The 12,997-nt window shown below is 37.4% G+C and carries 11 protein-coding genes; 9 read left to right on the top strand and 2 right to left on the bottom strand.

Translation table 11 applies throughout. The annotated features are described in order from the left end of the window. Window positions 1–3: 3 nt before the first annotated feature. The 5 genes from ACZIX2_RS05570 to rodA are packed head-to-tail and all read left to right on the top strand — an operon-like array spanning window position 4 to window position 5,615. On the top strand, window positions 4–1,032 hold the full coding sequence (locus tag ACZIX2_RS05570; protein ID WP_463339096.1) for a rod shape-determining protein: 1,029 nt from the start codon (window positions 4–6) through the stop codon (window positions 1,030–1,032). 50 nt (window positions 1,033–1,082) lie between these two features. Then, entirely contained in the window at window positions 1,083–1,916 is an 834-nt protein-coding gene (gene mreC / locus ACZIX2_RS05565) for a rod shape-determining protein MreC (RefSeq protein ID WP_463339095.1), read from the top strand. After that, a complete protein-coding gene (locus ACZIX2_RS05560; RefSeq protein WP_463339094.1) occupies window positions 1,909–2,415 on the top strand; it encodes a rod shape-determining protein MreD in 507 nt (168 codons plus the stop codon). Before mreC ends, ACZIX2_RS05560 begins: the two co-directional genes overlap by 8 nt. Beyond that, a complete protein-coding gene (gene mrdA, locus ACZIX2_RS05555) occupies window positions 2,412–4,364 on the top strand; it encodes a penicillin-binding protein 2 (RefSeq protein ID WP_463339093.1) in 1,953 nt (650 codons plus the stop codon). Before ACZIX2_RS05560 ends, mrdA begins: the two co-directional genes overlap by 4 nt. A gap of 15 nt (window positions 4,365–4,379) precedes the next feature. Then, window positions 4,380–5,615: a rod shape-determining protein RodA gene (rodA, locus tag ACZIX2_RS05550; protein ID WP_463339092.1), complete on the top strand. Its 1,236-nt coding sequence runs from the start codon at window positions 4,380–4,382 to the stop codon at window positions 5,613–5,615. Window position 5,616: 1 nt separating this feature from the next. On the opposite strand, the gene ACZIX2_RS05545 is transcribed toward rodA, so the two are convergent. Further along, entirely contained in the window at window positions 5,617–6,390 is a 774-nt protein-coding gene (locus tag ACZIX2_RS05545; protein ID WP_463339091.1) for a DNA/RNA non-specific endonuclease, read from the bottom strand. Between the two features lie 58 nt (window positions 6,391–6,448). Next, entirely contained in the window at window positions 6,449–8,701 is a 2,253-nt protein-coding gene (locus ACZIX2_RS05540; protein ID WP_463339090.1) for a carboxy terminal-processing peptidase, read from the bottom strand. Window positions 8,702–8,881: 180 nt separating this feature from the next. Here ACZIX2_RS05540 and surE point away from each other — a divergent pair, with 180 nt between their 5' ends. The 4 genes from surE (at window position 8,882) to ACZIX2_RS05520 (ending at window position 12,851) form a co-directional block, all read left to right on the top strand. Next, window positions 8,882–9,661: a 5'/3'-nucleotidase SurE gene (gene surE / locus ACZIX2_RS05535; RefSeq protein WP_463339089.1), complete on the top strand. Its 780-nt coding sequence runs from the start codon at window positions 8,882–8,884 to the stop codon at window positions 9,659–9,661. Continuing rightward, entirely contained in the window at window positions 9,654–9,929 is a 276-nt protein-coding gene (locus ACZIX2_RS05530; protein ID WP_463339088.1) for a hypothetical protein, read from the top strand. The genes surE and ACZIX2_RS05530 overlap by 8 nt, the downstream gene beginning before the upstream one ends. Before the next feature lie 211 nt (window positions 9,930–10,140). Next, window positions 10,141–11,124 (top strand): SDR family NAD(P)-dependent oxidoreductase, encoded by a 984-nt coding sequence (locus ACZIX2_RS05525; protein WP_463339087.1) that lies wholly within the window; start codon window positions 10,141–10,143, stop codon window positions 11,122–11,124. Further along, window positions 11,109–12,851, top strand: coding sequence for a hypothetical protein (locus tag ACZIX2_RS05520; RefSeq protein ID WP_463339086.1), 1,743 nt, complete (start codon window positions 11,109–11,111; stop codon window positions 12,849–12,851). The genes ACZIX2_RS05525 and ACZIX2_RS05520 overlap by 16 nt, the downstream gene beginning before the upstream one ends. Window positions 12,852–12,997 lie beyond the last annotated feature (146 nt).

Raw genomic sequence — 12,997 nt, 5'->3', positions numbered from 1 at the left:
CATATGGGATTTTTTGATTTCATGACTGAGGATATTGCGATAGACCTTGGTACGGCAAACACCTTAATCATTCACAATGATAAAGTAGTTATTGACAGCCCCTCTATTGTGGCTAGAGATAGAATATCGGGTAAAATTATCGCAGTTGGAAAAGAAGCCAATATGATGCAAGGGAAAACGCATGAAAACATCAAAACCATTCGTCCTTTAAAAGACGGAGTTATTGCTGATTTTGATGCGTCTGAGAAAATGATCAGCATGTTCATCAAAAGCATTCCTGCCTTAAACAAAAAAATGTTTACCCCAGCCTTACGCATGATAGTTTGTATTCCCTCTGGAATTACAGAAGTGGAAATGCGTGCGGTAAAAGAATCATGCGAACGCGTAAATGGTAAAGAAGTATATCTAATACACGAACCAATGGCTGCCGCTATTGGTATTGGTATCGACATCATGCAACCAAAAGGAAACATGATTGTAGACATTGGAGGAGGTACTACCGAAATCGCAGTTATTGCCTTAGGAGGTATTGTGTGCGACAAATCGGTAAAAATTGCAGGTGACGTATTTACCAACGACATTGTGTATTACATGAGAACACAACACAACTTGTTTGTAGGAGAAAGCACGGCTGAGAAGATTAAAATACAAATTGGTGCCGCTATTGAAGATTTGGAAACACCTCCAGAGGAAATGTCTGTACAAGGACGTGACTTGCTAACCGGTAAACCTAAGCAAGTAGAAGTATCGTATCGCGAAATTGCCAAGGCTTTGGATAAGTCCATCCAAAGAATTGAAGATGCTGTTATGGAAACCTTATCCCAAACACCACCTGAATTAGCAGCTGACATTTACAATACCGGTATTTATTTGGCCGGAGGAGGATCAATGCTAAGAGGGCTAGACAAACGTATTTCTCAAAAAACAGATTTACCAGTTTACATCGCTGAAGATCCGTTAAGAGCTGTAGTACGCGGAACCGGAATGGCTTTGAAAAACATTGCCAAATTTAAAAGCATCTTAATTAAATAAAAAAACAAGCTATAACTACTCCATTAACCCCATAATTATACCAAAACAAAATGCAGCAAATCGTTTATTTTATTACTAGAAACAGTTATAGAATTCTGTTTTTGCTGCTTTTGGGTATATCCCTTTCGTTAACCATTCAATTTCACGCTTTCCACAGAAGCAAGTTTATTAGCTCGGCCAATGTAGTGACCGGCAGTATTTACAAGGAGATTAATGACATCAATGAATACCTCAACCTTAAAACAGAGAACGACAACTTAGCCCAAGAAAATGCGATGCTAAGAAGCCTACTATTCCAAGTAAAAGACTCTAGTTTTATGGCTAAAATTGACAGTATTAAAGGGGTAAAACCCTCTGATATTGTAGTAACCAAGGTAATCAAAAACTCCTACAGCGTTTATGAAAACTATCTTACGCTGAATGCCGGTAGAAAACAAGGGATAAAACCTGATATGGGAGTAATTAACAGTCAAGGTATCATTGGCATCATAGACGATGTCTCTGAAAATTACGCAACTGTTGCCAGTATTTTAAATAAAAAATCAAGGATAAATGCTAAAATCAAAAAATCAAATCATTTTGGTTCTTTGGTTTGGGATGGTAAAAGTACTGGATTTGTACAGTTAATTGACGTACCTCGTTTGGCCGCCATTCGAAAAGGCGATACGATTGTTACTGGTGGACAATCGGTAATTTTCCCTGAAAATATTAACATCGGAACCATCAATAGAATTTATATTGACAAAGACAATAAAACCAATTTTTACACTCTAGAAATCAAACTCTTTAACGACATGACCAATTTAGGCCATGTGTATATTTTGAAAAACAAAGGGAATGAAGAAATGAAAAATCTAGAAAATCAAAGAAAAAAGGATGAATAGCACTTTAATCGTAAATATTTTTCGTTTCATTTTGTTATTAGCCGTTCAAGTTGTTGTGTTTAACAACATGAATTTCTATGGATATATTAGTCCATTTCCTTATATTTTGTTTATCATTCTTTATCCTGTAAACGGCAATAGAACCGCCTTACTTACCGCCAGTTTTGTGATGGGTATACTCTTGGATATGTTTTGCAATTCTGGAGGAATCCACGCTACCGCTGCTTTGGTTTTGGCCTTCATACGACCCTTGATTTTTAAATTTTCATTTGGTTTAAGCTACGAATATCAAACTGTAAAACTCAATGATGTACTCACACCCGAACGTTTTTCGTTCCTACTCATTTCTATTGTAATTCATCATTTAATTTTATTTTTTCTAGAAGCTTTTGAATTTAGCTTTCTACTAGATGTACTTTTGCGCACTATATTAAGTACGCTATTCACTTTATTATTAAGTATCACTATAATATATCTTATAAAGCCAAGTAAACGATGAGAAAAGCTTTGTTGCCTGCTTTAATTATTATTTGTTCCGCTCTACTTCTTATCCGTATTTTTTATCTTCAAATCATTGACGAGACCTTCAAACTTAAGTCGGAAAACAATGCTATAAAGATAAAATACGATTATCCAGAACGGGGCTATATCTATGATCGTTTTGGAAAACTTTTAGTGGCCAATCAGGCTTCTTATGACATCATGGTAATTCCTAGAGAAATAAAAAACCTTGATACCTTAGAATTTTGTAAACTGCTCAATATCCAAAAAGAGGATTTTATCAAAATTGTAGAAAAAGCTAAAGTCTACAGTCCGAGGTTACCTTCAGTCTTTTTGGCACAATTGAACAAATACGAATTTGCTGCTTTTCAAGAAAAGATCAGAAATTTTGAGGGATTTTACTTCCAGAAACGTTCACTACGAGATTATGAAGCTGATTTTGGGGCCAATATTTTTGGTTTTATTACCCAAGTAAATGAAAACACGATCAAAAAGAACCCTTATTACAAAAGTGGTGATTTGATAGGAAAGCAAGGGGTTGAAGAGAGTTACGAAGAAATTCTAAGAGGAATAAAAGGGGTAACCTACATCCAAAAAGACAAATACAATCGAGAAATTGGCTCTTATAAAGACGGCAAATACGACACCGTAGCTGTACCTGGCAAAGACATAACCTTGACCATTGATGCCGAAATTCAAAAATATGGCGAGCAATTAATGGTAAACAAACGAGGCGGGATAGTAGCCTTAGAACCCAAAACAGGAGAAATATTAGCGTTGATTACCGCACCTTCCTATGATCCTGGAATTTTGGTAGGAAGACAACGTTCCAAAAACTACACCAAATTGTATCACGACTCTATCGCGAAACCCTTGTATGATCGAGGATTATTGGCAGAATATCCTCCTGGATCTCCGTTCAAAATCATGACCGGATTAGTTGCTCTTCAAGAAGGAGTAATCGACGAAAACACTAGCGTAGGTTGTAATCATGGCTTTAGTTATGCCCGCGGGCGATTCATGCGCTGTCACTGTCGCGGCGGTATGTTGCAATTACACCGTGGTATATATGAATCGTGTAACGCCTACTTTGGTACCGCTTATATGAAAACCATCAATAAGTACAAAAAACCCGGTGATGCCGTTGACATTTGGAGTAGTCATGTCAAAAGTTTTGGTCTTGGAGAGTTCATGGGCTATGATTTGCCGACAGGTAGAAGAGGAAAAATTCCTACTTCAAAAACATATAAAAGAATGTATCCCAACGGTGGCTGGAGAAGCACTGCTATTGTATCTAATGCCATTGGGCAAGGGGAAGTATTGATGACGCCTATCCAATTGGCCAATATGATGGCTACAGTGGCCAACGAAGGTTATTATTACACTCCTCATATCATCAAAAAAATTGCAGGTCAACCCATCGATAAAAAATTCACCACCAAACACGAAACTACCATTGACAAAAAATATTTTGCTCCAATAATTAGTGGCCTTTTTGACGTGTATAACTTAGGTACAGCTGCCGGACTTAGAGTAGAAGGTATCGATATTTGTGGAAAAACAGGAACGGCTGAAAATTTTGCCAAAATTAATGGTGTAAGAACGCAACTGAAAGACCACTCTATCTTTGTGGCTTTTGCACCCAAGGACAATCCTAAAATTGCGATTGCAGTAATGATTGAAAATGGAGGTTATGGAGCCACGATAGCTGGACCAATTGCTAGTTTGATGATTGAAAAATATTTGAGAAAAAAAATCACACGTACCGATCTTGAAACTCGAGTACTCAATACTAGCTTACAAGCCCAATATGCCAAATTAGGTGGTTTAAATCCTGAAGTCATGCGCGAGCTTCGCATCAAAGATTCATTGGCACAACTTAAAGTAAAAAAGCAAAACCCATCCCCGACAGCGGTGGTTAAAAAAGACAGCACGAAAAAAAATTAAATCATTTGACATAAAATGAAGAATCAAAGTGTAACAAGTAATATCGATTGGATTTGTGTTCTTATTTACATCCTATTAGTTCTTTTAGGATGGTTGAACATATATTCTTCCTCATTATCTTCAGAGGACGGCACTTCATTTAAACAATTGATTTTTATTGTATTTGCCATCCCCTTAATTTTTACGGTATTGGCCGTTGATGGCAAATTCTACGAAAAATATGCTTCGATTATTTTTGTTATTTCTTTGGTATCCTTACTAGGTTTGTTTGTCGCTGGAAAAACCATTGCAGGGCAACGCTGCTGGTACGCCATTGGTAGTTTTACTTTGCAACCCTCAGAATTTGCTAAAGCGGCTACCGCCTTAGCAATTGCAAAATACCTTAGTGATCCTATCATCAACTTAAAAGAAATGAACCGCCAGATTCAAGCGCTGGCAATAGTCTTCTTACCTGTCTTGTTGATCTTACCTCAACCCGATCCAGGGAGCGCCATGGTGTATAGTGTTTTTATTTTGGTTTTGTATCGAGAAGGTTTGCCTGCTTGGTATGTATGGACAGGATTTACCGTGATTTTGTTATTTGTACTTACTTTGCTATTAGAATCCTATGTAGTCATCTTATTAGCCGCCGTGGTTTTGACTTTGATTCATTTCAAATCACGATTAGCAGACCGAAATGTGCTTAGAAGCATGATCTTTTTAGCTTTAATTACGGGGTTTGTGTTATCGGTAAGCTTTGTGTTTGACCACGTATTCAAACAACACCACAGAGACCGTTTCAACATCCTTTTAGGAAAAGCTGTAGACATGAAAGGTATTGGATACAATACCAATCAATCAGAGATTGCCATTGGTTCCGGGGGTTGGTTGGGTAAAGGTTTTTTGGAAGGTACGCAAACCAAAGGAGGGTTTGTACCGGAACAACACACCGATTATATTTTTACAACCGTTGGAGAAGAATGGGGATTTTTAGGTTCCACAGTAGTCATTGGCCTCTTTGTGTTACTATTGATGCGTATCATCTACCTAGCCGAAAGACAAAAGACCAAATTTAGTCGCGTCTACGGCTATTCGGTTGCAGCCATTTTGTTTCTTCACTTCTTTGTTAATATTGCCATGGTAGCAGGAATTTTTCCTACCATTGGAATTCCCTTGCCTTTCTTTTCGTACGGTGGATCTGGTTTGTGGGGATTTACCATTTTGTTGTTTATTTTCATCAAAATGGATGCTAACAAAGTAAATGAATGGTAGACTAATTAAAGCTCCATTGTTTGTAGTCTACCTTTTTTTCTAATTCCTTTTCCAGCGCATCGGGAAACTTTGGGAAAAAGTCAATTCCGGTGAGTTGTTCCACTCGATCAACACTAACCACATAATCATACAGCGGACGATCACTTTTGGCATTTGGAATAACAAAGGCAATGGCGCGATACTCGCCCTGCATTGGCACTAAAACAATTTTGTAAAACAATTTAGGAACTGCTACTTTTTCGTACCCAATGGTTTTCAAATTAGGTTGCAAAACGCCTCCAGTAATCACATAAAGGGTATTGTATTTCTGTGCCCAATAGCGTATTTTCTCTTCCAATCGGTTCCAAATACCACTATTAAATTCATGATTTTGAGGCGCTATATTTGAAGTTAAAAAAGTAGCATAATATCCTTCTTTACTGTATTCTCGATCTGCAGCTGGACACAAATGCCCTTTGTCATAACCGGAGTTTTTGTAATTTTTCCAATCGGCAGAAAGCGAAGCAATACTGTGGTCTTGCACAAAATAAGGCCGTTTATACTTAGCATTCACTAGTTGTGATTTTCTTAATTCATAGGCTACCCATTCTGCTTGCTCATAGGTTTCGTTATAGGACAAGGTGTAAAATTTATTTTGCACGATAGTATGGGTAGTCGAAGTAGGCAACCAATCCATTTTCTCTTTGGATTGAGAAAAAGAGTTCCATACCGTGACGTTGGAAAACCAAAGGGGCAATACCCAAAAAATAAAATAAAAACATCCTTTCATAGCCATAAAAAAAACGACTTAATAGTTTCACTATATAAGTCGTTTGATACTTTTAATTACACTCTTATGATTTAACTAGTTTCGTATTAGTTACTTTCTTGGGCATAGATTTCACCACTTGTTTCGATTGTAAATCTTCCAGAATATTCAATGCTTCTTCAACATACACATCTTTAGCCAAAGATTCATGCCATCTTTCGCGTTTTTCTTTCAAAGAAGGATCTTTTAAATACTCTTCTAACTCATGTGGCAAAGAAGTAAATTTTAAATTGTTCTTATAATCAAAAATGGGTTTGAATTTTTTAGCCGTAGCCTCAACATGATTTTGAGCTGCTTTAAATTTATCTAGATTAAGATTGTAATCGTTTTCTTTGCTTTTACTATCAATCCATTTGGCATTATCTTCAATCAATTTGAATTGAGGATTCTCTGCAATTCGCTTTTTACTATTAGCAATAACCGAAGCAAAATTTTTACTGTTTTTCCATAACGAATAAGGGGCTGCGTCAATTTTGTCCCAAGGCATTGCATTATCTACATCGCGCTCCCCCATTTTGAGGTACGCATAACGGTCTGGCATCACCACATCGCTACTTACACCTTCTAATTGGGTTGACCCCCCGTTTATACGATAAAATTTCTGAGTGGTTGTTTTCAAGGCACCTAAATCTCCAACAGAACTGTTGCGTACAAATTGATTCAAATCAATTACATTTTGAACCGTTCCTTTTCCGTAAGTTTGTTTGCTACCAATGATAATTCCACGTTTGTAATCTTGAATGGCAGCCGCCAATATTTCAGATGCTGATGCCGAAAAGCTGTTCACCATAATTACTAATGGACCGTCCCATGCAATTTTAGGATTGGTATCATATAAAATTTCTTTTTTCTTTCCAGAAGATTTCACTTGTACAATAGGACCTTCTTGAATGAAAAGCCCTGCGATATCAACAACCGTAGACAAAGACCCTCCCCCGTCGTCTCTCACATCCAATACAATTCCATTCACTTTGGCCTGTTTCAAACGTTCAACTTCTAACGCAATATCTTTACCAGCGTCACGACCGTCGCGGTTTTCAAAATCGATATAAAATTTAGGCAAGTAAATCACCCCATATTTTAAACCATTTTTCTCCACTACACTTGACTTAGCATAGGTCTCCTCAATCTCTACAATATCACGAACAATTGAAATGGTTTTGATCGTCCCGTCTACTTTCTTGACTGTCAATCGAACAATAGTCCCTTTAGGGCCTTTGATTTTTTTCACTACATCGTCCAAGCGCATCCCCACCACATCTACGGGTTCGGCACTACCTTGAGCTACTTTAAGAATTAAATCACCCGCTTCTAATTGACGAGCTCTCCAAGCAGGACCACCAGAAATCAATTCACTAATTTCGGTGAAATCATTTTTCTTTTGCAAACGCGCTCCAATTCCTTCTAATTTTCCGCTCATACTCACATCAAAACGCTCTTTTTCTTCTGGAGCAAAATAACTAGTGTGAGGATCAAAACGAGACATAATCGAATTGATATATACGGTAAACCAATCATCGCGGGTTAACTCTTTGATGAAACCAAAAGATTCGTCTAAGGACTTCCCAATATTGTTTCTACTTTCGACTTCTAGCTCGGCAAAGGTTTTAATTTTTTCTTTCTTATCCGTTTTTGAAGTAGCATCCATTCCTAACTCGGCCGCTAATTCTTTAGGCTTTGACACTACGGTAGAATCCGTTCCTTTGGTTTTGTTTTCTTGCATTCGCAAGCGCTCAGTTATGGAAGACAAAGCCGACAATTTCATTTGTTTGCGCCATCTTTCGGACAATTCTGCATTGTTTTTGGGATATGACATTTTATCATAGTCCGTATTAAAGTTTTCATCTATAGAAAAATCGTTTGGCGTAGCTAGGATGGTTTTATACAGCTTTTTGCTTTCCTCCATTCTAGTCATTAAACGTGTATAAGTCAAATCGAAGAAGGTCAAATCTTTGTTTTGAATTTGATCGTCAATTTCCAATTCATACTTGGCAAACTCATCTATATCGGATTGTAGGAAAAAGCGTTTGGAGGGATCTAAGGCTTGAATGTAATCTTTATAAACTCCTTTAGAGAATTCATCGTCCATAATGGCAGGATCATAATGCCCTTTTTCTATAACAAAGGTGAGCAATTCCAATAATAGTCGATCCTTCTCAGGATCAACCGTGTTGAAACGAGCACCATTTATTTTAAAAGCAAATAAAGCACCTGACAAGCACAATATGGCAAGTACGATTTTAAAATTCTTCTTCATAAAATTTAGTATTGCATTCATCTAAAGATGTGTAATTAGTGTAAAGATAAAACCAAGTTAATTTGTCTCTATATAATTTTTTGTTAAAGATATAAAAATGTCCTAGCGATTGTCTTTTTTTGAAAAAAAAGTAACAAAAAACGTACCACAGCTTCACAATAGACAAGATGCTAGTATCTTTGTGATGAAAAAAAACATCCGATGAGCAAGAAAAGACCACTAATCTTAGTCACCAACGACGATGGCGTTACAGCTCCAGGCATACAAGCATTAATAAGCGTGATGCAGGAAATAGGTGATGTAATTGTTGTTGCGCCAGACAAACCCCAAAGCGCGATGGGTCATGCGATTACTATCAACAACACTTTGTCTTTACATAAAATTTCTAAAGAAGGGGCTGCCACTACCGTATACAGTTGCTCAGGCACTCCGGTAGATTGTGTCAAAATGGCTACTCAGGAAATTTTGAAACAAAAACCCGATTTATGTGTTTCTGGAATCAACCATGGGTCGAACTCCTCCATAAACGTTATTTATTCGGGTACAATGAGTGCAGCTGTTGAAGCGGGTATTGAAGGTATTCCAGCCATAGGATTTTCATTGCTAGACTACAGTTGGGATGCCGATTTTAAACCAATACTTTCCTTTGTAAAGAAGATTGCCCTAGAAACGCTGGAAAAAGGCTTACCTAACGGCGTCGTGTTGAATGTGAATTTTCCAAAATTAGCAGAACACGAGATAAAAGGTGTAAAAATTTGCCGACAAGCTAAGGCACAATGGGTTGAAAAGTTTGACAAAAGACAAACCCCCTTTGGCAAAGATTATTATTGGCTCAGTGGTGACTTTGTCAATCAAGACAAAGGAGAAGATACTGATGAATGGGCCCTTCAAAAAGGATACATCTCGGTGGTGCCGGTACAATTTGATTTAACCGCTCATCACTCGATTCAACTATTAAATACTTGGAATTGGAATGAATAAATTAGCTTTGTTTTACGGATTTGCCTTAGGACTGCTGGTGGCTTTTTTAGGTTGTTACTTTTTTATTACTTTTTTTACTTCTTATGATTTTAGCACCGGAGTAACTTTTTTAAAAACTCAGGGGTTTCTTGGCAAACTGATTGCTGTTGGTTCATTGTTAGATTTGGTTCTTTTCGGGATTTTATTAAAAATCAATAAAGAAATAATGGCGCGTGGCGTTGTATTTGCAGTATTGCTTTTGGCTTTGCTCTCCTTATTTTTTCTATAAAGCCACCTAAATCGAATCGATATTCAAGACCGTATTTTAAAAACTTTTAATACTAAATTCTACACACACGTTGTTTTTTAATCATCGTGTACGGTTTCGAAACGGAAGATTTTGAGTAGCTCAAAATTTTTATAAGTATTTGTAAGTCATCTATTTAATTTTTTATGTAACTTCACATAGAAAACAAATTGTTCCACTAAAAGCTATACTTATGAAATCACTAGTTGCCATTAAGCCCTTTTTATGTTTCGTATTGATTGGATTATTCCTATCTATTTCGGAAGGATATTCACAAACCTCCCCAAAAAAGAATGACATTACGCCAGTTGATTCCACCTATTTTGCCAAAGACCGATTAAAAGGCAAAGTAATCATTATCACAGGTGGCGCTAGAGGTATCGGTCGCGCCACAGCTATTCGAGCTGCCAAAGAAGGGGCCTCGGTTGTTATTGCCGATTGGTTAGAAAAAGAAGGTAAAGCAACTGCAAAAACCATTGAAAACAATGGAGGCAAGGTATTATATGTAAAAACAGATATTCGAAGCACCGAAGATTGCAACAAATTAGTTAGTGAAACTATCAAGAAATTTGGCAAATTAGACGGTGCCGTTTTAAATGCAGGTGTTATGGACGGTGTACATTCTGGTGACCCTTTGGATTATGACAAACAAACGGCATTATTACCAGCTTCAGTAGACGCTGCTACAGACGCCTATTGGGATTTTGTATTTGATGTTAATGCAACCGGAACCTTCAAATCTATGCGAGCTGTTTTAAAACAATTACTAAAAGAAGGTAAAGGTGGAGCATTAGTTACAGTTGGATCAATTGCAGGATTAACCGGCTTAGCAGGCAATCCGGCTTATGTGGCAAGCAAATATGCCGTAAACGGATTGACACGAAATGCCGCTATTGATTATGCTCCTTATGGGATTCGTGTGAACTCCGTTAACATGGCTGCAACCTCAACACCAATGACAGATAAAGCGTTTGCATTTGTAAAGGAAGTGAAGAAAAGAGGCATTGCAGGAATGGGTGGTGCTAAAACAGAAAGTTTGTTGATGCAAAATGACAGCAAACACAGAATGTCAACGCCTTGGGAACAAGCTTCAGTGATTTTGTTTTTACTCTCAGATGAAGCATCTAATTTGACTGGAGGAACTTACGCAACTGATGGAGGATGGACAGCTTATTAACCCATAAGTTTATTGTGAAAAATTTTGGCTTACTGTTCCTATTCTTTTTTTTAGGATTAAAGATTGGTTTCGCTCAGGAAAGTGGAAATTATTTGGAAGGTGAAAACATTCAATCTGTTTTTATTGAATTTGAGAATCCATTAGAAGATGCTCAAAAACAAAGTAGTTTGTTGGCAAAAGTGAATATGCTTTTTCCAGTATATCCACAAACCACGGTAAGAACCATTTTATTAGACGCCTATACTGCCAAAGTAAAACAATTGCCTGAAGTAGAAGATGCTTTTTACGAAGTACGACCATCATTAACAGGAGATATTACGGTAACTTTAAAAATAAAACTAAGCGATACATTAAAAGATAAACCTGCCAAGAGTGGTGCACTGATTGGCGGAAGGGATTTTCCAATTTTGTATATGGACAATAAATCATTGCTCACTTCCCGCTTTGCTTTGGCAGAAATGTTGTATTCCAATAACAACTCTTGGTACGCTAGAGACGATGCCATGTTACAAGGCAATCCGCTAGTAAATGGCCCTGCCGGAAAAGGCTATACCGGCTGGATTGAAGCTTGGGGTTCTGCCGGAATTTATGGTATTACTGCCCTATCTACTAAGCGCAATTTGTATCTCTATGGAGGAGCAAGTTTCATTGTAAGTGGAACAGCTGGAAGGGAATTATTCACAGATCAATCCCGTATACACTCAGCTTTTGACGATGCCTATATAGGATTTTTTGGCACCAAATCCTTCTCTAGAGGAGATGTATTGACCTATAATTTTTCGGTAGGACGGCAACAATTTACTATTGGTAATGGTTTTATTATTAGAAACACTGCTTCTAATGGTGGAAATCGTGCTGCTTTACAACTCAATCCTCGATGGGCCGCTGATTATATTGGGTTGGCCACTATCAGAATGAACAATCTGATGCTGCAAGTTTTTCAAATCAACCCAGATGAGTTGCCTATTATCGATTCAAGGACTGTTATGCACGGATTTAATACCGAGTTTGGAAACAATTTGGGACACAAGGTCGGCTTCACCTACTTGAAAGTTTCAAGATCGGATTTTGGCTATTATACCCCAACAGGAGACGTATTCAGGCGCCAGGGTCTCAACCTTTACAATGTACGATACTACAAAAACTTAACTCAAGGAAAACCGGGGCTTTTACTAAAATCTGAATTAGCCTATGAACGCAATTCTAATTTTGACATGTCCGCTTTTGCAGGCTATGGCGAAGTAGGTTGGAGTTTTAGTAAAGCTAAGGCATCGCCTACCTTTTTGTACCGATTCGCCTACTTTTCTGGAGATGATCCCAACACCAAAACCTTTGAAAGATGGGATCCTTTGTTAACGGGAGGAAATGGAGAAGATTGGGTATTGGGAGCCAATCATTTTAAAATTGTACAAAACAGTAATGTAATTGCTCATAAAATTCAAGGCAGTTTAAGAGTCAGTAAAAAAGTAGAATTGGTACCACAATATTTCTATTTTCAAGCCGCAAATAACAACAATGTAGGGGGCAACCCAGCATTGAGTTTTATGCCACAAAAAGCATACGGACAAGAAGTCAATCTCACCTGGAAATATTTCCATTCACGAAAATGGTATTTTCATGGCCATTTTGCACAAACCATTCCTGGTGCAGGAGTAAAAGAAGCCTTGGGAGGCGATGCTAAATCATGGTTTAGTGCCATGCTCTTCTTTAGATATTCGTTGAACTAAACAGTTATTGATTTACCAATCCAAAAAGAATTAAAATAAGAGGCAAAGGGTTTTTATTTCCTTTGCCTCTTATTTGTTTTACTTTCAATTTACTAATTTAGCCACACAAAAGAAATCTAAACTAGGATACTTGTTTTTTATCCCAA

It is taken from the genome of Flavobacterium riviphilum, assembly GCF_055231795.1.
Note: the sequence above shows the minus strand (reverse complement) of the source record. Positions and strands in the feature narration are given on the sequence as shown.

Bases quoted from the DNA above. Each gene is read 5' to 3' on its own strand.
- ACZIX2_RS05570 (WP_463339096.1), top strand. From the start codon at position 4: ATGGGATTTTTTGATTTCATGACTGAGGATATTGCGATAGACCTTGGT.
- mreC (WP_463339095.1), top strand. From the start codon at position 1,083: ATGCAGCAAATCGTTTATTTTATTACTAGAAACAGTTATAGAATTCTG.
- ACZIX2_RS05560 (WP_463339094.1), top strand. From the start codon at position 1,909: ATGAATAGCACTTTAATCGTAAATATTTTTCGTTTCATTTTGTTATTA.
- mrdA (WP_463339093.1), top strand. From the start codon at position 2,412: ATGAGAAAAGCTTTGTTGCCTGCTTTAATTATTATTTGTTCCGCTCTA.
- rodA (WP_463339092.1), top strand. From the start codon at position 4,380: ATGAAGAATCAAAGTGTAACAAGTAATATCGATTGGATTTGTGTTCTT.
- ACZIX2_RS05545 (WP_463339091.1), bottom strand. From the start codon at position 6,390: ATGGCTATGAAAGGATGTTTTTATTTTATTTTTTGGGTATTGCCCCTT.
- ACZIX2_RS05540 (WP_463339090.1), bottom strand. From the start codon at position 8,701: ATGAATGCAATACTAAATTTTATGAAGAAGAATTTTAAAATCGTACTT.
- surE (WP_463339089.1), top strand. From the start codon at position 8,882: ATGAGCAAGAAAAGACCACTAATCTTAGTCACCAACGACGATGGCGTT.
- ACZIX2_RS05530 (WP_463339088.1), top strand. From the start codon at position 9,654: ATGAATAAATTAGCTTTGTTTTACGGATTTGCCTTAGGACTGCTGGTG.
- ACZIX2_RS05525 (WP_463339087.1), top strand. From the start codon at position 10,141: ATGAAATCACTAGTTGCCATTAAGCCCTTTTTATGTTTCGTATTGATT.
- ACZIX2_RS05520 (WP_463339086.1), top strand. From the start codon at position 11,109: ATGGACAGCTTATTAACCCATAAGTTTATTGTGAAAAATTTTGGCTTA.